This is a genomic window from Alteromonas sp. BMJM2 (assembly GCF_027257845.1).
Classification (GTDB): Bacteria; Pseudomonadota; Gammaproteobacteria; order Enterobacterales; family Alteromonadaceae; genus Alteromonas.
The window spans coordinates 1-19928 of sequence record NZ_JAPVOT010000015.1; the positions used below are offsets into that span (position 1 = coordinate 1).

Annotated in this window: 15 protein-coding genes and 2 pseudogenes; 11 read left to right on the forward strand and 6 right to left on the reverse strand. The window is 42.5% G+C overall.

All coding sequences use genetic code 11. The annotated features are described in order from the left end of the window. Positions 1 to 437: 437 nt before the first annotated feature. The 3 genes and pseudogenes from O9X84_RS14655 (at position 438) to O9X84_RS14665 (ending at position 4081) form a co-directional block, all read left to right on the forward strand. Positions 438 to 1322, forward strand: a complete 885-nt coding sequence (locus O9X84_RS14655) for a hypothetical protein (protein ID WP_269520449.1) — start codon at positions 438 to 440, stop codon at positions 1320 to 1322. 21 nt (positions 1323 to 1343) lie between these two features. Beyond that, positions 1344 to 2059 (forward strand): annotated as a pseudogene (locus O9X84_RS14660) (aminotransferase class III-fold pyridoxal phosphate-dependent enzyme); the annotation flags it as partial. A 180-nt stretch (positions 2060 to 2239) separates the two neighbouring features. Beyond that, positions 2240 to 4081 carry a methyl-accepting chemotaxis protein gene (locus O9X84_RS14665; RefSeq protein WP_269520450.1) on the forward strand — a complete coding sequence of 614 codons (1842 nt, stop codon included), beginning with the start codon at positions 2240 to 2242 and terminating at the stop codon, positions 4079 to 4081. Positions 4082 to 4567: 486 nt separating this feature from the next. Here O9X84_RS14665 and O9X84_RS14670 read toward each other — a convergent pair whose 3' ends face one another. After that, on the reverse strand, positions 4568 to 4798 hold the full coding sequence (locus O9X84_RS14670) for a hypothetical protein (RefSeq protein ID WP_269520451.1): 231 nt from the start codon (positions 4796 to 4798) through the stop codon (positions 4568 to 4570). 230 nt (positions 4799 to 5028) lie between these two features. Between O9X84_RS14670 and O9X84_RS14675 the strand changes: the two genes are divergently transcribed. Genes O9X84_RS14675 through O9X84_RS14685 form a run of 3 tightly spaced genes read left to right on the forward strand, consistent with a single transcriptional unit; the run spans position 5029 to position 9462 of the window. Continuing rightward, on the forward strand, positions 5029 to 6450 hold the full coding sequence (locus O9X84_RS14675; RefSeq protein WP_269520452.1) for a sulfatase: 1422 nt from the start codon (positions 5029 to 5031) through the stop codon (positions 6448 to 6450). A gap of 51 nt (positions 6451 to 6501) precedes the next feature. Next, on the forward strand, positions 6502 to 7986 hold the full coding sequence (locus O9X84_RS14680; protein ID WP_269520521.1) for a sulfatase family protein: 1485 nt from the start codon (positions 6502 to 6504) through the stop codon (positions 7984 to 7986). A 9-nt stretch (positions 7987 to 7995) separates the two neighbouring features. Beyond that, the gene (locus O9X84_RS14685) at positions 7996 to 9462 is read left to right on the forward strand and encodes a sulfatase (RefSeq protein ID WP_269520453.1); all 1467 of its coding nucleotides are present in this window, start codon (positions 7996 to 7998) and stop codon (positions 9460 to 9462) included. A 480-nt stretch (positions 9463 to 9942) separates the two neighbouring features. Here the strand turns inward: O9X84_RS14685 and O9X84_RS14690 are convergent, their stop codons facing one another. Beyond that, positions 9943 to 10899, reverse strand: coding sequence for a transposase (locus O9X84_RS14690; protein ID WP_269520522.1), 957 nt, complete (start codon positions 10897 to 10899; stop codon positions 9943 to 9945). A gap of 122 nt (positions 10900 to 11021) precedes the next feature. On the opposite strand from O9X84_RS14690, the pseudogene O9X84_RS19665 reads away from it, so the two are divergent. The 4 genes and pseudogenes from O9X84_RS19665 to O9X84_RS14705 form a co-directional block, all read left to right on the forward strand. Next, a pseudogene (locus O9X84_RS19665) lies at positions 11022 to 11171 on the forward strand (hypothetical protein); the annotation flags it as partial. Between the two features lie 136 nt (positions 11172 to 11307). Continuing rightward, positions 11308 to 11478 (forward strand): acetyltransferase, encoded by a 171-nt coding sequence (locus tag O9X84_RS14695; protein WP_252736069.1) that lies wholly within the window; start codon positions 11308 to 11310, stop codon positions 11476 to 11478. Continuing rightward, a complete protein-coding gene (locus O9X84_RS14700; protein ID WP_269520454.1) occupies positions 11478 to 11879 on the forward strand; it encodes a type II toxin-antitoxin system death-on-curing family toxin in 402 nt (133 codons plus the stop codon). The genes O9X84_RS14695 and O9X84_RS14700 overlap by 1 nt, the downstream gene beginning before the upstream one ends. Before the next feature lie 198 nt (positions 11880 to 12077). Continuing rightward, positions 12078 to 12653, forward strand: coding sequence for a tyrosine-type recombinase/integrase (locus O9X84_RS14705; protein WP_269520455.1), 576 nt, complete (start codon positions 12078 to 12080; stop codon positions 12651 to 12653). A gap of 971 nt (positions 12654 to 13624) precedes the next feature. Here the strand turns inward: O9X84_RS14705 and O9X84_RS14710 are convergent. The 3 genes from O9X84_RS14710 to O9X84_RS14720 form a co-directional block, all read right to left on the reverse strand. After that, a complete protein-coding gene (locus O9X84_RS14710; protein ID WP_269520456.1) occupies positions 13625 to 14890 on the reverse strand; it encodes a HipA domain-containing protein in 1266 nt (421 codons plus the stop codon). After that, on the reverse strand, positions 14887 to 15171 hold the full coding sequence (locus tag O9X84_RS14715; RefSeq protein WP_269520457.1) for a transcriptional regulator: 285 nt from the start codon (positions 15169 to 15171) through the stop codon (positions 14887 to 14889). Before O9X84_RS14715 ends, O9X84_RS14710 begins: the two co-directional genes overlap by 4 nt. Positions 15172 to 15420: 249 nt before the next feature. After that, positions 15421 to 17223: a glycoside hydrolase family 43 protein gene (locus tag O9X84_RS14720; protein WP_269520458.1), complete on the reverse strand. Its 1803-nt coding sequence runs from the start codon at positions 17221 to 17223 to the stop codon at positions 15421 to 15423. A gap of 167 nt (positions 17224 to 17390) precedes the next feature. Here O9X84_RS14720 and O9X84_RS14725 point away from each other — a divergent pair, with 167 nt between their 5' ends. Then, complete coding sequence (locus O9X84_RS14725; RefSeq protein ID WP_269520459.1) at positions 17391 to 18272, forward strand: hypothetical protein; 882 nt, start codon at positions 17391 to 17393, stop codon at positions 18270 to 18272. Between the two features lie 51 nt (positions 18273 to 18323). On the opposite strand, the gene O9X84_RS14730 is transcribed toward O9X84_RS14725, so the two are convergent. Beyond that, entirely contained in the window at positions 18324 to 19784 is a 1461-nt protein-coding gene (locus O9X84_RS14730) for a sulfatase (protein ID WP_269520460.1), read from the reverse strand. Between the last annotated feature and the right edge of the window lie 144 nt (positions 19785 to 19928).

Sequence of the window (19928 nt, forward strand, 5' to 3'; positions counted from 1 at the left end):
TCGATATCCAAACGAATTGAGCAAAGCAATGCAAATTATTCACCGCGCCATTTCGACTTACATTGTTAACAAAGCTGGCTTTTCAAACAAACAAGCGAAATCAGGTGCGGTGACGCTTATTCAACGCGACTTCAACTTTGGAGCGTAGACAATAAGCAAAATAAGATACTAAGACCTAGATTCTCTTGGTAGGGCAGCCTGCACTCAATTTTCACTATTGCTGTACCAAAGACTTGAAAAGATCAAACAATGAAAACTGTGCAATTAACCCAAATGCCTAAACCATCTTCGTAACGGACATCTAGCCACACTAAAAGCCAGCTGCAACGAAGGATAGCATATAGCGTTTGCTTTTACTTATACTCCAACAATCCGAAACTCTTACCTTTGTGTATACATCTTACTAGCGTTATTTTTTCGCATTTTAGTGAGAGATTATGAATCAGTTACGAGCAATTTTGGTTTGCAGCATTTTATTTATTGTCGGTTGTGCGCAAATTTCACCGCAATTAGAAGCAGCTATCAATGACATTTCCGATGGCGTGAGCGCGCAACAAATCTTTGATAATACGTTTCTCCGACATGGCGGTGAACACCTAGCAACACTGACTGACGTTAATGTTGCTGTTGATGGTGAGTGGTATTATTTGATTACAAAAATTCAACCTGATGTTACTGACGAAGATTATCGTCAGCAGTCAGAAGAGCGCATCCTATTAGCGCCCAAGTTTTACGCCGCTCTGTACAATGGCGAAGCAGGCAGCAAGCAAGTGCTACGTTCTGAGCAGAATACGGAGGTAGCTTACAATGGGAAACAAACGACTGCGCCATTAAAAGAAGGTGCAGCGGCACTAACCGCAGACGCTTTCTACATGTTCGTACTTGGGCCATTAGCATTGTCTGAGCAAGTCAATAACTGGAAACGGCTTGAGGATGGGGATTGGGAAGGAAAATCCTATTACCGTATCAATGGTCAACTCAAACCAGGCATTGGCCAGTCAAATAGCGATTTTATTACCCTGTGGGTGGATAAACAAACCGACTTAACATTTCGTTTGCACATTACATTGGAAGGCTTTGAATCTACCCGAGGCGCTCATGTTGACACTAGCTTTCTAAATTATGCCAAAGTTGGAAATTTCACGCTTCCGACTCATTTCTTTGAACGCGTGATAGGCCCAATAAAATTGGATGCCCACGAATGGTGGTACACAGGATTAGATATTAACCGTGGGCTTGAGGGAAATGACGTCAGTATTAATGGTTGGTCTGAAAAGGCTGCAGTACCTGCCACTAAAATAAGCGGTAGGGCGTCTAACTAAGCGCCCTCTTTGTTTTACTTATACTCAGGCTGTTACCATGGCCATGCCGATTCGCTTTTGGTTAAAGCGGGCTCGGGTGCTTTAACTATGGGCGCGCCTAATTCACCAGGTATTCCTGAAGATTTTGCTAAACATACATTAACGGTATCGTTTAATAATATTGAAGAAGTAATGACAGGTTTTCGCGTAGCATTAGGTGGCGCGCAAGCATATTACAACATAAAGCCAGACTTAACCTGTTTAGGTAAAGTTATTGGCGGCGGCATGCCGGTCGGCGCATTTGGCGGTAAAACCGAGATTATGGATTACATTGCGCCTGTTGGCCCAGTATATCAAGCAAGCACACTGTCGGGTAATCCAATTGCTATGGCTGCAGGTTTAAAATCATTAGAGCTACTAAGTGAACCGGGTTTACACGATAAGCTGGAAGCGATTTCAAAAGCCATATGCGAAGGCTTTGAAGCAGGCGCTAAAAAAGCGGGTATCGCTCTTACAACAAACTACGCGGGCGGCATGTATGGCTTTTTCTTTCCTGACGCAGAAAAAAGTAACCACTTACAAACAAGCGACTGAGTGTGACCTAGAGCGTTTTAAACGCTTTTTCCACCTTATTGCTTAAAGAAGGTGTATACCTTGCACCGTCAGCATTTGAAGCTGGCTTTGTATGTGCTGCACACACAGAGCAGGAAGTACAAAATACCATAGCTGCAGCAGAGCGCTGTTTCGCAAAACTTTAATCACCAGCGTTGCCTAAACAGGGGTTATATACCTACTTTTAAAACAGGCAATCAATACTAAAGATTGAAAAAAGCCCACTAAGGGCTTTTTTTATTTGTAAAGTAACATAATTGAATGATAATTAAGCGTAACAAGGTCTAGTTGTCTTCACCCTACTTTATTAATTACAAGAGAATCTTATGTCTGGATTACGGCAGTTTGCTGCGCCTGCAATGCGATTAATGGCGAACCTAAAATACAAATCAAAAATAAGTATTACATTTGGTATTCTCTTGATCCCACTTGCACTGAGCATGTTTTTTCTAGTGTCGTTGTTGAGCAAAAGTATTCATGTATCAAAAATGGAACAGCAAGGCTTAAAAGGCTATCAGGCAATACTCACTAACCAAATAAAGGGTGAAACGGACAAAAACATTAATATAGCACGAGCACTAGGCTTCAAAATAAATGACAATGAAGGCGGAGATGTTCTTGAGCTTGTGTCTATTCAATCTAATTTAGCGCTTGATAGTGAACTTGCCAGCGCCTATTTAAATCGCGCGTTGGTAACCCGTGTCCCTGCTTTTATCACTCAAATAAACCTAACCGCCGCGAGCGCAAATACAGTACTGAACAATAACCAATTTACCCCAGATACCTTTATTGCACTTTCAAACCTAAGTAAATCGTTACCCCAATTTGAGCAGCAACTTTTGAAAACACTCGCTATTGCAACGTCAGCGGATAAATCGGTAAATAAAGTGCTTTCTCCCACTTTGAATGAACTACAAAAATCAGTCTCAGCATTTAAGAACGCGATAGATAAAAAACTACTTGAACCCGACGACATAGAGTTAACTCAGCGTGAATTTTCAGCACTCACTGACAATGTTCAAAAAAATATTAGCGCTTTAATCAACACAAGTATCCCAACTTTAGAGTCGTTAATTAGCAATAAAATAAAAGGTCAGCAGTGGACCCGAAACACCGTATTAGTTGCCTCAATAATGAGTTTATTATTTGCACTTTATTTAATGGTTGGATTTTATTTTGCAGTCGTTGGTACCATCAGTCGATTCTCTAAAGCAGCCACTAAGGCCGCTAACGGTGATCTAAATGCAACCCTTAATTCACATGGTAATGACGAAATGAGTGTTATTGCTGAGCAGTACAACGCCCTACTTAGTGCCTTTTCATATTTCCTTTCAGATGTTAAAACCAGCACAAAAGCACTCTGCGATGCCACTAAGTCTCTTTCGCATGCCAGTAGCCAAACCAGCGACGACGTAATAAAACAGCAAACGCGGGTAAATGCAATTAGCCATGCATTAAGCGACATGGCGCAAACTGCACATACAATTGAAGAATCGGCTCATCAAGCAACCCTCACCGCTCAAAATGCCGCAGAACATGTAAAACAAGGGTCGAGTAATACCATGGAGCTTGCTCAATATATGCAAGATTTAAAAATAGAGTTTACTGAAAGCCAACAAGCACTTGACCGACTAGCCCAAGATAGCCAAGAAATAAGCAAAGTTAGTAAAGGGATCAGTGAAATTGCCGACCAAACAAACTTATTGGCACTAAATGCAGCAATTGAAGCGGCCAGAGCTGGTGAACACGGACGTGGTTTTGCGGTAGTCGCAGATGAGGTAAGAACACTTGCGTTACGTACTCAAACACAAACACAAGAAATTCACCAAATTATTAGCTCACTGCAAAAAGCATCTGACGATACACAAGTGAAAATGCGTTCAAGCGTTGAAAAAATGGAGTTATCTGTTGAAGCCGCAAATCAAACAAATACAGTACTGCAAAGTGCGGAAAGTAGCATGGGTGATATAAAGCATCAAGGCGAGGTAATCGCTGAACGAGTTAAACAACAAGCCAATGCGACAACTCAGGCTCTAAATGACTCGCAAGAAGTAAATAACTTGGCTGACCATACACTCGTCTCAGCACAGTCAACGCTGCAAGACGCGGAGCAGCTCTCACGCTTATCAAACGACTTAACAACGTCAATGCGCTTTTTTAAATCTTAGTTATTAATATCTATAAACAACACAGCCGCTAAATAGCGGCTGTGTTGTTTGGGTTGTCATTTTATACAGCGCGGCCTTGGCAGTGGGTTTTAAGCCTGCCCATTCCTTTGCGATTGCTGTTGGCTCGATATCCAAACGAATTGAGCAAAGCAATGCAAATTATTCACCGCGCCATTTCGACTTACATTGTTATCAAAGCTGGCTTTTCAAACAAACAAGCGAAATCAGGTGCGGTGACGCTTATTCAACGCGACTTTAACTTTGGAGCGTAGACAATAAGCAAAATAAAATACTAAGACCTAGATTCTTTTGGTAGGGCAGCCTGCACTCAATTTTCACTATTGCTGTACCAAAGACTTGAAAAGATCAAACAATGAAAACTGTGCAATTAATCCAAATGCCTAAACCATCTTCGTAACGGACATCTAGCCGCACTAAAAGCCAGCTGCAACGAAGGACAGCATATAGCGTTTGTTTTACTTATACTCACGCTCGGGCTTTGTCTAAGAGTGCTAAAAGCACAGGCGTCGCGCCGATGTCATCCGGTTCTGGCGAGTTCCCGTCAATGACTACCGCCAACTTCCCATGAGGTAAATTAACTTGTTCAAGTACTGACTGGGGTACTACAAGCGCACGATTTCGATTTTGTATATCCGCGTGTGTAGAACAAGCCGACAGTACAAGACTTGTAAATGCAATGTGAAAAGCAGTTTTCATCAATTCCTCGTGTAGGGAGCTATCAAGCAGGCAGGTCAATTAAGCTCAATGCAAAATAACCAATAATGAACAGATATGATTATATATTGTCAACTTTAGTCACATTGTGTCAGAATGTAAATATTGTTAATAGGTGTTCTGTTTGCGGAGCATTCAGTGTGTGACCACGGTCACGTGATACTTTTCGGGAACCTTAGTACATAGAAAACGGTTTACGAGTAAGGTGAGACATGACAAACGCAAAGTGGTGTATTTTTGGTGCAATTATTACTTTATTGGCCTTTTCCGGTCAGGCGTCGCAGACCAATCAACACAATATCGTCATGATCATCGTCGATGATCTTCGCCCGGTGCTCGGGACGTATGGCGATGAAAAGGCTTACACGCCTAATATTGATAGACTGGCGTCTCAAGGCGTTACATTTAATCAAGCCTATGCAAATGTGCCAGTATGCGGCGCCTCGCGCGCCAGTCTCCTCACAGGGTTGCGACCTACTAAAAATCGGTTTCTCAATTACAAAACTTTGGCAGAGATTGATGCACCGGGTGCTAAATCGCTCCCCCAGGTACTGCGTGAAAATGGGTATCGCACTATGGCCATAGGCAAAGTATTTCATCACCCACGGGATTTAGCCGATGTTAGCTGGAGCGAAGGCGTGCATACATCGGGAATGCCTCACACAACATCGTTGCGAACCGATGCTGGAATAAAACAGGATGAGCAATTAGCAACCCCAGACAACACGAGTATTCCTTGGTACGAAAGTGCGGATGTCGATGACGAAGATTACCCAGACGGTAAAGTAAAAAACAAGACATTGGAGGCATTATCATTTCTCGCTTCCAAAGATGAGCCTTTTTTTCTAAGCGTAGGCTTTATTCGCCCCCACCTGCCTTTCTATGCGCCCAAGAAATATTACGATCTTCATCCTCTGGAAAAGTTCTCACCATTTTTTCATCGGACTCGTCCCAGCCAAGCACCTGCTTCGCTGCGCGGTTCCGGCGAAATTAAAACTTACAGTTTTGGCGATTATGTCTATAACAGTGACGAATTCCATGTCGCTTCCAAGCGCGGCTATTACGCGTCAGTAAGTTACGTGGATGCCCTGGTTGGTGATGTACTTGAACAATTAACATTCTTAGGTTTGCGGGAAAATACCACTGTAATTTTTGTAAGCGATCACGGTTTCCATTTAGGCGAACACAACTTTTGGACTAAACACACCTTATTAAAAATGGCGTTGCAAGTACCTCTCATCATAGCTGGCCCCTCTGTAGCAAAGAATGAAAAATCAGATGCACTCCTGGAACTAATCGACATTTTTCCTACCGTACTGGATTTAGCCAAAATTCCCAAACCGCAACATATTGATGGACAGAGTTTTACAAAAGTAATGACCGCACCTTCAAACACCCACAAAAAGCAGGTTTATAGTCGCTTCAAAAACGGTGACTCTATCATTACCGATGATTTGATTTTTACTACCTATAAAGCAGATGATTCGCGCGTTGAGGAAATGCTATACGATTTCACCGTTGACCCATACGAAACCATTAATCAGTCAGCAACCCCTGACTATAAGAAGCATGTAAACGCATTAAAAACGATGCTGCAAAACTGTACGAAATATCACCAATGCGTTACACGCTAGCGACTGGTCATGGCATTTAGGGGAAATAGATCGATGGGGATACGGGTGAAAATGAGACTCTACAAAATTCTTTTGGGCGTACTTTTAGCAGGTTTTCTAATGGGTTGCGCAAAACAGGAGGGGCCTGCATCGACAGCTATCCAACAATATAATACAAACCGACCCAATATTGTATTTTACCTGGCTGATGACCAAGACTATACGGATTATGGTGTTTACGGTAACAAAAAGGTCGATACTTCAGCAGTTGACCGCTTGGCAAAAGAAGGCGTGTATTTTGCCAACGCATTTACAGGGCAGGCAATTTGCGCCCCCAGCCGATCTCAATTGTTTACCGGAAATTACCCCATAAAAAACGGCGCTTTTGCAAACCATACCCCCACTAAACCCAATATAGACGCGGTAACAAAGAAAATGCGAGCCCTGGGCTATGAAGTAGTGTTAGCGGGGAAAAGTCATGTGAGACCGGAGTCAGTTTATGACTGGGATCGGGAATGGGAGCCGGTACCCAAAGCGGGAGTTCCCCGTGACTATATTCCGTTAGAAGACATTGAGAGCTACTTTTTAACAGCTACAAAACCGTTTGTGATGTTTATTGCCTCAAAGTATCCCCATGGCAAGTACTTCACGGTAGAAGATCCTGTGCCTGAAAGTTTAACGTTTTATCCTCACGACGAGCACTTAAAAACAAACCCGGACTATATTGCTAAGAGAGCAGGCTACTATCGCAGTATTCAGGAGGACAATACTCAACTGAAGTATGTGTTGGACATGGTCGACCGTATTCTTCCTGATAATACAGTGTTTATTTACAGTGCCGACCATGGAGTATCCGGTAAATTCACGGTAACAGATATCGGATTAAAGGTGCCATTTGTGGTGCGGTGGCCTGGCGTTGTTCCCGCCAATTCTCATTCAGAACAACTGATCCACTTTACTGATGTATTACCTACTTTTATTGACATCGCAGGCGGTGCAACAGCTAGCGAGATGGACGGTAAAAGCTTTCTCCCTTTATTAAGGGGAATAGATAGGCCTATACATCAATACGTTTACGGCATAAGCACCAATCAAAACATCATTAATGCCCATGTATTCCCCTCCCGCATGATTCGCGACAAGCGCTTCAAATACATACGAAACTTCAACGCACTGGACGTATTAAATGAAAACCTCACTGACAATGAAAACGCAAATGTGTTTTTGCGATTAGGTGCGTTAAAACACGCTGATACTCCCTTTGAAGAATTATATGACTTAGAAGCCGACCCTTTCGAAAAAAATAACCTGATTAATGCGCCACACATGGGAGATGTAGTTGAACGACTTAAAACAGAACTGTTTTCATGGATGGAGAAGCAAGGGGACTTTCTCGATGAAGAAATGGGTAACGTGCCGTTGCTCTATGCTCCTACATTCAAACTCGATCAAAACAACCCGCTGAAAAAAACACGACTAAAGCCTGAGCACTTAAACATCTTGAAAGAAGATGATTACCTAATAATCGAACACTGGCAGCATCGGAATGAAGAATAAGGACCGCAAATGAAATTATACATCCTCGCAATTGTATTCTGCGTTGCACTCGCTTCCTGCAGCAATGGGCCGTCGCTTTCCAATTCCAAATTTAACGAAAAAGTTGTATCGCCTAACTTCACTAAGCCCAATATTGTGATGATAGTGGTCGATGATTTAGGTTGGTCTGATGTTGGGTATAACCAGACAACTGATTTATTTGAAACGCCCAATATAGATATGCTTGCTCAACAGAGTCTGAATTTCGACAATGCTTACGCAGGAGCGGCAAATTGTGCCCCTAGTAGAGCCGTTTTAATGTCCGGTCAGTATGGCCCTCGACATGGCGTATATACGGTTTCACCATCAGCCCGGGGGGATATAAAAACACGTAAGTTGATCCCAATTAAGAATAAAAGGGGCTTATCTACAGAGATTACCACTCTAGGCGAAACCTTAAAAACCGCAGGCTATACAACGGGACATTTTGGCAAGTGGCACTTAGGAGCTGATCCTGATGAGCAGGGTTTCGATGTAAATATAGCGGGCAGTCATCAGGGGATGACGTTTCATTATTTTAGTCCTTACAACTTACCGAATATTGAAGATGGTCCAGAGGGAGAGTATCTAACCGATCGATTAACCGCGGAAGCGATCAGCTGGATGAAAGCCCAAAAAGAACAACCATTCTTTGCCTACATCCCGTACTATACTGTTCACACACCTTACCAAGCAGTGCTGGATAGAGTAGAAAAATACCGGAATAAAGGAATTTCCAACGAAAAGCAGGCAACTTATGCGGCCATGGTAGAACACATGGACACTAATGTAGGACGCATAATGAATATGTTGAAAGCTGAGGGCTTAGATGAAAATACTCTGGTGATTTTTACTTCTGACAATGGGGGATATCGCATGTCTTCCTTTCCGTCGCCTTTACGCGCGGGTAAAGGATCTTATTACGAAGGCGGTTTGCGTGTCCCCTTGTTATTTCGCTGGACGAGTAAAATCCAACCCGGTACAAAGCACACGCCGGTTATCAATGCCGATTTTTATCCAACCCTACAAGCACTTTCACATGCAAAAAGCCCAACACAACCCTTAGATGGCATAGATTTGACGCCCATATTAATGGGCCACCAGCAACGGGCTTCGAGGGACATATTTTGGCATTTCCCGATTTATCTACAAGCCCATCACGCCCCGACTGATCAGTCGCAAGATCCGCTCTTTCGTACTCGGCCCGGTAGCGCAATTCGAAGCGGAGACTGGAAGCTTATTCAGTATTTCGAAAACAATGATTACGAGCTATACAATGTAACTCGGGATGTTGGAGAAACCGTTAACGTCAGAGATCGCTATCCAGAAATTTTCAATGAATTGAAAGCCAGGCTATCGAATTGGCAGCAAACTATTGGAGCGGATATTCCCTCTCAATTAAACCCCATGTACGACGAAGCTTACAACCGACGTAGGAGTGCTGAGCAGTCTCATTAGTCACGAGCAGCTAAAGAACCTTTGGAAACCCCGTGCCAAGGTTATTCAAGTGGCCTTTACTACATATCCAGCGCGGGTTTCAGATGTTCTATAGCTCACCTGATTCGCTATAGATATTGCTGTGGCTTCCGGCTTGGTACTTGAAGCGCTGTTTATATCTTTTTTGGAAATAGCTTTTATCAGTAAGCTGCAGCGTATTTTATACCGAAAACTACCACATTGATCCCGGACAAACTAAAAAGGTCTGACAGTAAAAAAGAAAAATTAAGCCACCTATTTCTTGAACAAATAACATAACTCGTTTTCATGGCTTTGGCGAGGGTTACGAACGATGTGAACAGCTCATCAATTTTTATCGATATAGCTAAAATATTATCGTTAAATGAGTGATTTATGTGTCATCTAAGAAATTTAGCACATCAGAAAAACTTGATAGCTATCAAGTTTTAGAAAAATTGAAAATTGATTGGGGATGATGACTTAAGCGCACAGCCAGCGCTGACAATTTGCCGCGCCTTGTCGTCGTTTTCGCTCTAAATGCTCACAATATTCAGTTAATGCGGGTAATGCTCCGACTGCACCTTTAAATAATGCACCAAACTCAGTGGTGATTTTAAGCCAATTATCTGCGGGAATGTTGAGCCTATTCAGTATGTCCTGGCTGCTTGAGCTAATGGCGCCACGCTTATCTTCTCGAATAATTCGACCGGTATCTTCAACCAGTACAATGTAATCTTTAACGCTGAACATAAGCCCGTTAGGCATATTGAGTCTTTCATTTCCCACAAACGGTGATAGCTCTCGTGGTTGCTCGCCTTTCATTGCTGAATTTATTCGGCGCTGAATACTGGTGTAATCTGAGGTTTCTGGAGTTGTGGCCATCTTGGCTCTGACTGGGTTTAAATCCACATAAGCCATACAGGCGAGTACTGCGGCTTCATCAAGTAATGCCCGGGATTTAAACCTGCCTTCCCAGAATCTGCCTGTGCACTTGTCTTCTTTGTTGGCCATTCTGGCGATGGGTTCACTGAGTGAACGCATAAACCAACTGATATCAATTAAGCGCTTACGGTATTCAGTAATGCATTCATTAACCGTTTGAAGTTCAAACTGGTTAAGGTCTTCCTCTTTAAGGTATTTGTGCGTGAGTAACGTACCTTTAAAGCCCTTGTGCCATTGAATGAGCACTTCTTTATCTGACCACTGTTTTGCTTTGTCAGCATCAACTTTTAACACCACATGTAAGTGATTACTCATCACGGCATAGGCACAAATATCAATAGCAAAGATGGTCGCTAACTCAAGAATGCGTGAATCAACCCACTCACGCCGATGCTCAAAGTTCTCACCTGTTGAATTATCAAAACCGCAAAGAAATGCCTTACGCACCACACGAGAACAGCAGTGATAGTAAGGCGTATCTTCCAGGCTAACGATTGTCTGTCTTGGTCTGGCCCTCTTTAATTACCGTTTGGAAAGAGTAAATAAAACGTAGTTCAGTGCACGATATTTAGCCAACAATCTTGGGTGTCTTAATTTAATATTGATCTGAAAGAGAACTTTCAGAAGAGGTTGGCTATAACAGAACGGTGATTCGTGAACAGCTTGTTCGTCTTGAATCTTATGAATACGTAGAAATTAATCATGGCAAGTCTACAATACTTATCAAAGATCTCCCCAGCCTTAACAATTTAAAGGATGGCGATTGAGATGTCCGCTCCTTGTCTATTGTTGCCTGAGGAGGAAATTCAGCTTGGTGTATGTGCAAATGATACCAAAGTGCTGGGATAATATGTTTCTTGTAAAATCAGGTGTATACTATCGACCTAGTTATGAGAGGTGTTTATGAATACAAAGATTGAAGTTTACGGTGTTAAAGCTGTTCAACGCCCCAAAATTCCAGCAAGAAAGAAACTTGACCTTTCTGGTGAGTTTGGGCAACAGATCGTGAAGTCCGAAACTAAGCTAGTGCTAAGAACACACAAGCGTACGTTCGAAAAACTCGCTTACATGTAATGGAGCTTATTTTTTTCCCCTTCGAGCGCGTTATAGAGATTAACGCCTACATTCTCGAAAACGAGCCTGGTATGAAGGGGGCCGCTGATATCAATAAGCTTCAGGGTGCGCTAGGCAGGATTGATAATGCTATTGTTTATTCAGGCTTAAATGATGTTTTCGAAATAGCAGCAAAGTATGCTGCCTCTATTGCACTTTCTCATTCGCTTCCTGATGCGAATAAGCGGACTGGACTTGCTGTAGCTCTGGAATATTTATCTCTCAATGATTATGAATTAATTGCTGATAATGAATTATTCGCAGATGCTATTAGAGATTTGGTTGTGAGCAAAATTGGTGAAGCGGATTTTGCTGACCTACTTTATGCCCAGTATATGTCTGAACAAAATCAAAATAATTAAGATATCATACAGTTTACTTTGCTTATGGCATCGTGAGTAGTTTAAAGAAGTTCAATATCTAATAAATCATATTGTTTCTCAGTCTGATGGTTGAGCATCACCGAATTACTGTATAAAAATCTGACAGCGCCATTATTCAAAACATAAATTTCGGCCGAGCTGCCATACTTATGTTTCCGATTAAACAGGAGACAACTCATGGCAATTCAAATCCATACACCTTGGAACAAAAATCGCATTATCGGCCAGAAAAAGCCTCTTCAGATATCACATATATGGGGTATCCGAATTCGTTTAGAGCTTGAAAGACGAACGCGAGATCTCGCACTGTTCAATCTTGGTCTTGATAGCAAACTACGCGGTTGTGATCTTGTAAAACTCAAGGTATCAGATGTCGTTCAGCAAAAAACAGGGAGTCCTGTCCAATTTGAGATTACACCAAACACGGGAGAATCGATTTTGGCTTGGGTAATAAAAGCTGGATTAAAACCCTCTGACTATCTTTTTAAGTCACGTATACATGGCGCTCAGCATATATCAACCAGGCAATACAATCGTATTTTTCATGGATGGATTGAAAAACTCGGGCTAGACACGTCACTATACAGCACTCATTCAATGCGCAGAACTAAGCCTTATCTGATATATAAGAAAACCAATAATCTTCGGGTAGTTCAACTTTTGCTCGGCCATAAGAAATTAGAGAGCACTGTCCGTTATTTAGGCATTGAAGTTGACGACGCTTTGGAAATATCAGAATCTCTTGAAGTTTAGGTTCTATGGGCTGCCTGTGCAGCCCTTTTGTACGTAAAGCAGTCATACGATTAATCAGACCTGAAGAACGGACCAAGGTAAGCGGCAGTTCGTAACTTTTGAGGCTTACTTTTCATTAACCACTTCTAAGTTTTTGCATCTAGTGAGATATTCAAAATCGCATTACATCACGATAGTCATTAGCGATGATTATTGTCTTGTGTTTGCTACCAAATCTCACCACACTTTATGAGAAAGTTTGCCTTTGAAGACACATGATTATCTTTATGAAATACAAAAACTTTTTCCATTGTATTGAACATTTTCTGTTCCAAAAAATAAGGAAAACCGTCTGAATAAGCAATCCTGCGTAAAGCATTATCAATATTATGCTCATGAAACGTAGTGAAGCGCCTATAGCCCTCTTTATTACAGTTTGCCAAGTAATCTTTAAGAAGCACTTCTGTAACTGCTATTTCAGGTTGAGCATCTGAAATTCTAGACTGTAGATATGTCCTATCTTTTAGGTATTGACCTGTTAAAAAACTCAAGATTAGTAGACAGAAAAAGATAAAATATGTGAGTTTCACAAACACAGCCAATGAGATAACAAGTAGTTAACTTGTGTATTGGGGTGCTTTCCAATAAGACAATATCAAAAATCCATTCTTACAAGTTATTTGATAGAGACAGCGTGCAGCGGTTTAGGACGAGGATCAGATATTCAGTATTGCAGCTTCGAACTTCTGCCACAGTACCCACTAGAGAGAGTAACAAAGCCGAAAACGATTGACCGCTTCTTGCACAAAACTGAAATAGCAGCTCCTATGAATGACCGTCCGCTACTTTTCTGAAGCAGACTATATTCGCTGAATCACTAAGTTCTGCTTCACATTCATCGTCACCGTTTAATGAGGGGCGCATGTGAATTATCTCTTAACAGAACTAAGCCTAGACCTGCAAACCTCACTCGGTAAAATGCAGAACCCGCACTAAAGCTTGAGGTTAGCGATCGTTTCTTTGATGCAGTTATGAAATATCTCGTTAACCATACTCACCTCTCCAGCTTTGCCAGGGCGTAGTTCTTCGTTTTTAACAACATTCATTAAATGGCTAGCATTTTGCTCGATAGTTTTTGTCATTTTTCTCACCTGAACCGCTGCTAAAGAAGCGGGAACACGTAACTCCTCAGCAAATTCCATAATGTTTGCTTCAGACAATTCTCCCAAGAATTGTGCTTTCCCCATGGGCTGGGACAATTCATGATCCATGTGTTTATGCGGCAATTCATATATCGCCGTCGACAATAAATCATAATGTGGGGTCATAACTACATCAGAGTCTTTGATGAAGAATGAGAGGTTTTTCAGATGAGCGTCGCCGTTGCCAACAAACGCATTAAATAAAGCCCAGCGAAAGATATCCAGCGTTGTTTTGGCCTTCATTCTAGAAAGCTGCGCCAGCTTGTTTAGACTCTCTGCTGTACTGTTGGGGTATTTCATATTTGGTGCAAGATTCAGTAACTGACAACCATCTAAGACATGACAACGATGTTGGCTAGGGTAAAAACCTACGCGGTCAAACCGCTCTATAAGGTATACCGGCTCTGGCAAATAGCGAATATCTACTGAAGGGACGTCTAAACCACAAAGCTTTGCCAACTTCATGACAAACCATTCATTCCTAACGGTATGGTAATAAACATCTGGCGAAGAATGTTCAGGTTTAAGGATGTGAGTCGACGGAAAAAATCCAGAAGGCTCTAGAATTTCACCGTCGCGATATATAACCAGCATCTTGTGCTGCGCACCAGCTACGGACATTCTTTTACGCTCGGCGCGGTTCAAAGGCGCTTTTGGCAAATTTTTTATTCGCTCATTCACTTCTTCGTAAGTAAGTGAATGTACTTCACCTCGTGTAAGCTGCTCGCCTTCTGGCAACAAGGTTATGGCGCCAGCGGATTCAGCACCTGCAACTTTGAGTAATCCAAAGGCATCTTCTATTGGCACTCTCACGTTTTTTGCCAGCAAATCACGCGCTTTCTCTTCGGGTAACAGATTGTCAAAAAACCACTGCACCGGTCGATAAGTACCGCCGTCGATGTGCTTCCCTTCTCGCAAAGGAATATGAGGAGAAAGCGCTTGGCGACTCTCGCTTGCCAACCAACTTGGGGCGTACTCAAATCCCCAAATGTTATTTTCGTCAGTCAATTTGCCAACGAGCGTGTCATCCACGTATACATCAAGAGCTCGGTTCATAAATCAATGCCGTCGATGATTTGTGACATCCGTTTTCGTTGTGCATCTGAAAGTGCCTCTTGTTCAATTGGAACATCGATGGTGACCGTGATCCCCAATGAATCCATAACTCGCAACACTCGACCTAACTCAACCGTCGGCTTGCCATTCTCAAAATCACTCAGGAACGTTGTGCCATTGGAAGACAACGAGGCAACAGACATCTGATCTAAACCTTGCGTCTTCCTGACTAATTGCGCGGCTTTACCCAATTGTTTGGCATCTTTAACTGAAATTTTCACACAACACCTCAAATATACGCGTTCGCGGTTATCTTATAAGAGATGAGACAAATAGCAAGTTTTTATATGCGTTCGCGGTTAATTTGAATGTTACACCTTATAAAAACGAGCAGTAACCGCGAGCGCGGTTGTAATTTTTCTTCTGGTTCACGCCATCTATTAATGAGAGCTTATTCAGGTTACATATTTTCTCTAACTAAAAAGGCCGCAACATCACGCTACAGCCTTTGTCTATCGCAAGGGTTTTGGTTAAAACACCATTTGGTTTCTACCCTTCGGGCCATCGTAGTCGTATTTAAACCAGTCTACATCTATATAACCGTCGTCCTTTTTCTCATTCCAAGAAAAGAAACCGAGTCTATCCCCCGTCCATTTACCAAAGCTTATGGTAAACGTTGGGCCAAAAGCTCGATAGCTTTTGCCATCTAAGCTGTATTCGTATGTGGCTTGGTTTCTCGCATTAGAGGTTCTCACATATAAGGTGTCGCTTTCTATTATTGGGCCTACTACTTTTTGACTCATCCCATCCATGTAGAACAAACGCGTTGTGCCATCTTCTAAGCCTTCCACGCCTAATAAGTTAAACGTTCCGCCATATCTAACAAAACCCGCTAATTGATTTGGGGCTATACCGCTAATATCAAACTTCGCCACAGCTGTGCCCGTTGTAATGCCCATTATTCGTTGGCTGAGGGTGTTACTAGCGCGCCAGAAATCGCCATCGGAACCATCATTATTAGTCCACTCGTTAATTTTAGGTCCGTATTTATCGCCTTGTGGTAATACCTTACTCGCTTTGAGCCTTAACCAGCCATCTCGCTCTTTTAGCGACCAGTGGCTATCTCTTGGATTGTGATTCCACTCCCACTGGGGGCCTAATTTACTGCTGGCAAAATCGTCGTCAGAACGAGGCGCTGCAATAGGATAACCTTTTATAGGTTTTTCGAACCGCTTAACAGGCTCACCTATACCGTCGTTGTCCTCGTCCACGCCGATAATCGGCCAGTCGTTTATCCATGTAACTGGCTCTAAGCTTTGTGGACGACCTTGAAAAGGGATATCGTCATTTTGGATAAGCTGATGCATATACCACCAGCTGCCGTCGGGTGCCTGCATCAACCCGCCTTGACTGGCGCTGCGATTACCAAATTCAGTGCCTTTTTCTAGCACAGTTTTCACTTCATATGGCCCATAAATACTTTCTTTTGAACGCAAAACTAACTGCTTTCTGTCGTTTTTAGGGTTTTTTACACCTGGCTTTGTCGATTTGTCGCCCATGGTCCATTGCGCCATAAAGATGTACCAATACCCGTCTTTCTTGTAAATCTTGGCAGCCTCGGCCCCCATTCCGGTGTAGACCAACTTACCCTCATCGAGAATTTTAGTGCCATCCCAGCTCATGCGATAGATGCGGTTTTCATTACCTTCAATAGTATTGTCAGCACTTTTTTGCTTAGCGCCTGAATTAACAATAATATAGGCCTCGTGTGTTTCTTCATCCCAAAATACAGCGGGATCATCTAATACATCGGCTTTGGGCAGCATCATAATTGGCTTGCTCCACGGGCCTTCAATATTGTCGGCGGTTGTAACCATTAATCCGTGTTGATAGTCTATTTGGTACACATACCATTTACCTTCGTGGTACGCTAAATCACCCGCCCATACCCCAAAAGAATAGCCGTTCATGCGGTCCCAATTGTACTCAGGAGCCCAAGATAGACTGGAAAAAGCATGACCAACATTTTCCCAGTTCACCATATCTTTTGATTTAAGAATGGGCATGCCAGGCGACATATGCTGTTTCGACGTAATCATGTAATACGTGTCGCCAACCTGTTCAATATCTGAGTCTGGGTAGTCGGCGTTTAATATAGGATTGATGTAAGTGCCATCACCTTGATCACCAAAGCTTCCAGAAATACCTTGTTTCATTGGCTCTTCTTTTACAGAAAGTGTGCTCGACGCATCAACCTGACAACCAGAAAGCACCGTAAGAAGAACGGATGCAATGCTTAATTTCTTAAAGTTCATTTGCTTAAACGTGTCCATAAAATTTCGCGGCTCTTAAAAATGAGATGTACTAAACCATCAATTAACAATATTTACATAATGACACATTTTGATTACTATTGACAAACACCAATCATTAGCAATCACGAAGTGCTTTATTCAATCTGTTTGGAGTGACTTTTTTACTTAATATTTATGGGGCATCTGTGAAATCTTTGATAAATATAGTAGCCGCAAGCATTGTGCTTAGCGCTTGTAATCCAGCATCTCTTACTGCTAAACAGGCGGAATCTTTGTCTCTTCAGCACATCAACTTACCAAGCGGCACTCTTGCGGTGGTAATAGACGGTAATTCCCCCGACCCTGATGATATTGGTGCTACCCCAGTTTTATTAGCATTACTCGATAAAGCCAACGCTGCCGACAGATTGGTACATATTTCTCATTCTTGCGATTTAGACCCCTTTAGAAATAAAGCCCGATATCAAATAGACCCCGAGAACGAGAGCAGACGTCAGCGTGTACTCGACAGCTCTATCAACCGCGCGCTACATGTTTTTGGTCCCTTTGATAACACCAAAAAGCTGTTTAATTGCAGAACGGAACAACAAGCAGCCATTGAGGACTTAACTTTAGCAATTAATAATGCCACTGCCGATAGACCGTTGTGGATTGTAGAAGCTGGCGAACCTGATGTTATCGGCTATGCCTTACAAGATTCTGAAGTCAGTAAGCGACAATATGTAAAAGTGGTATCTCACCACCCTGCAAATGACAACAGCGGCGACTATTTTACTTGGCAGCAAATTCTAAATTTTGGTGTTGAAGAGCATCAAATAGGCGATCAAAATGTAGGTTTGCAAACACCAATAAGTGCATGGGATTGGGCTAAAGATAGTAAAGACGAAGGTATCTCGCTGATTTACGAAATGCTTGAATATGCTGAGCAAGACGGCATAGTGCCTTTTCAAGCGGGCAAATTTGATAGCTCGGATGCTGGTATGATTTATTGGTGGATAACGGGTGCAGATAATGGTGGAAATAAACATTCCACCCCAGAAGATATTAGAGTGACGCTTAAACAATAAGTGCGCTCAATTAGAGTAGCACGTGTCAAAGTAACCGACGCGTGCTATGTTTTATTCTCCTGCCACCGCATTTTCTGTTAGTACCCTAAAATACTTATTACTTTTAAACTGAGATACAGGCGACCACTTAGCGTTTTCTTTGGGTAGCTTAGTTTTGAGCTCATTTTTGACATCAGAATAGAAAGGGTTGCTAGCTAAGTTATTCCACTCGTTAGGATCTATTGAGTGATCGTACAACTCCTCACTCCCATCTTCATACCGAATATAGCGATATCTGTCACCTTTCACAGCGTGGTTGTTAGGCCCAAACGTGGTTAAAGCAACATGCTCCCAGTCGGCGTTCGGGTTGGTGAGCAAAGGAGTGATATCGTGCCCCTCATTGAGCGGGTTTTCAGGTAAGCCAGCCATTTTCACTAATGTAGGATACATGTCGACCAGACTTACTGGGCGATTACTTATATGTTTAGAGGACGATTCCGGCGATTTGATAATAAATGTAGTTTTGGTCGACGTTTCCCATAGCGCCATTTTAGCGAAACGGTTTTTTTCACCTACATCATAACCATGATCGCCCCATAGCACGACAATAGTATTGTCGGCATACTCGCTAGCTTCTAGCGCATCCAGTACTTGCCCCACGTAATGATCAACAAAAGAAACACTTGCTAGATAGGCCTGCACAATATTCTTCCACTCTCCAGACTCTATTGCCCAATCGGTTGTTGGCATCATGTCGTAAGTAGAAATACGCTTGGCAATTTCTGGCACGTCATCCAAGTCGCTCGGTAAATACGGAGGAAGCTCAATGTTCTCGATGGGATGCATATCAAACCATTTTTGCGGTACCGTCCAAGGTACGTGTGGGCGAAGGAAACCACCAGCAATAAAGAATGGTTTATCGTGCTTACGTTGTAACTGCTCGACTAACCACTTAGCCGAATCATAGTCAGGCATCATTTCGTCTTTTTCAGGATAGGCGCCCCAATCAGTGTTCGTTCCTTTTTTGGTCCAATTAAACCGTTCAGGTGCGTAAGGCCCAAACTGTCCCGCTCGTCCACCAAATACGTCGAAGCTTCCGTCTGCAATTCCATGATGGAATATCTTTCCCACAGCTGCAGTGTAATATCCGTGCTGTTTAAAATATTCACTCAAAAAAATAGATTTCGCCGTTGTCATATTTGCAGAGCGAATGTCGTTATCTTTTACGTGTCCATAAATACCAGTTGTCGAAGGAAGCAGCCCTGTCATAATGCTTGCTCTTGATGGGCCACAAAGTGGTGCTGGCGCGTGGGCGTTGGTGAACGTGGTGGCTTCTAAAGCCAACCTGTCAATGTTCGGCGTTTGAGTACTAGGGTGGCCATTCATCGCTCCTACCCAGCTGTTTAAATCATCGACAGCTAGCATAAGAACATTAGGTCGACTATTCGTATCTTCTGGCATGCCTGCGCCAAATGCATTCGCTGCCGCAAGAGCAAATACACCATTCAGTAAAAAAGCCTTGCTACGCATCATCCTGTTTGTCCTTCTCACTAGCCCACCCAATTGACTGATTATGATTAATATTGATCATAAAGTAATGATTTTGTAAACGCAATGTAATATGGTGTGCTTGAAATTGAATGTTATTGAATTGTTGCAGTATTAACATTTGATAAA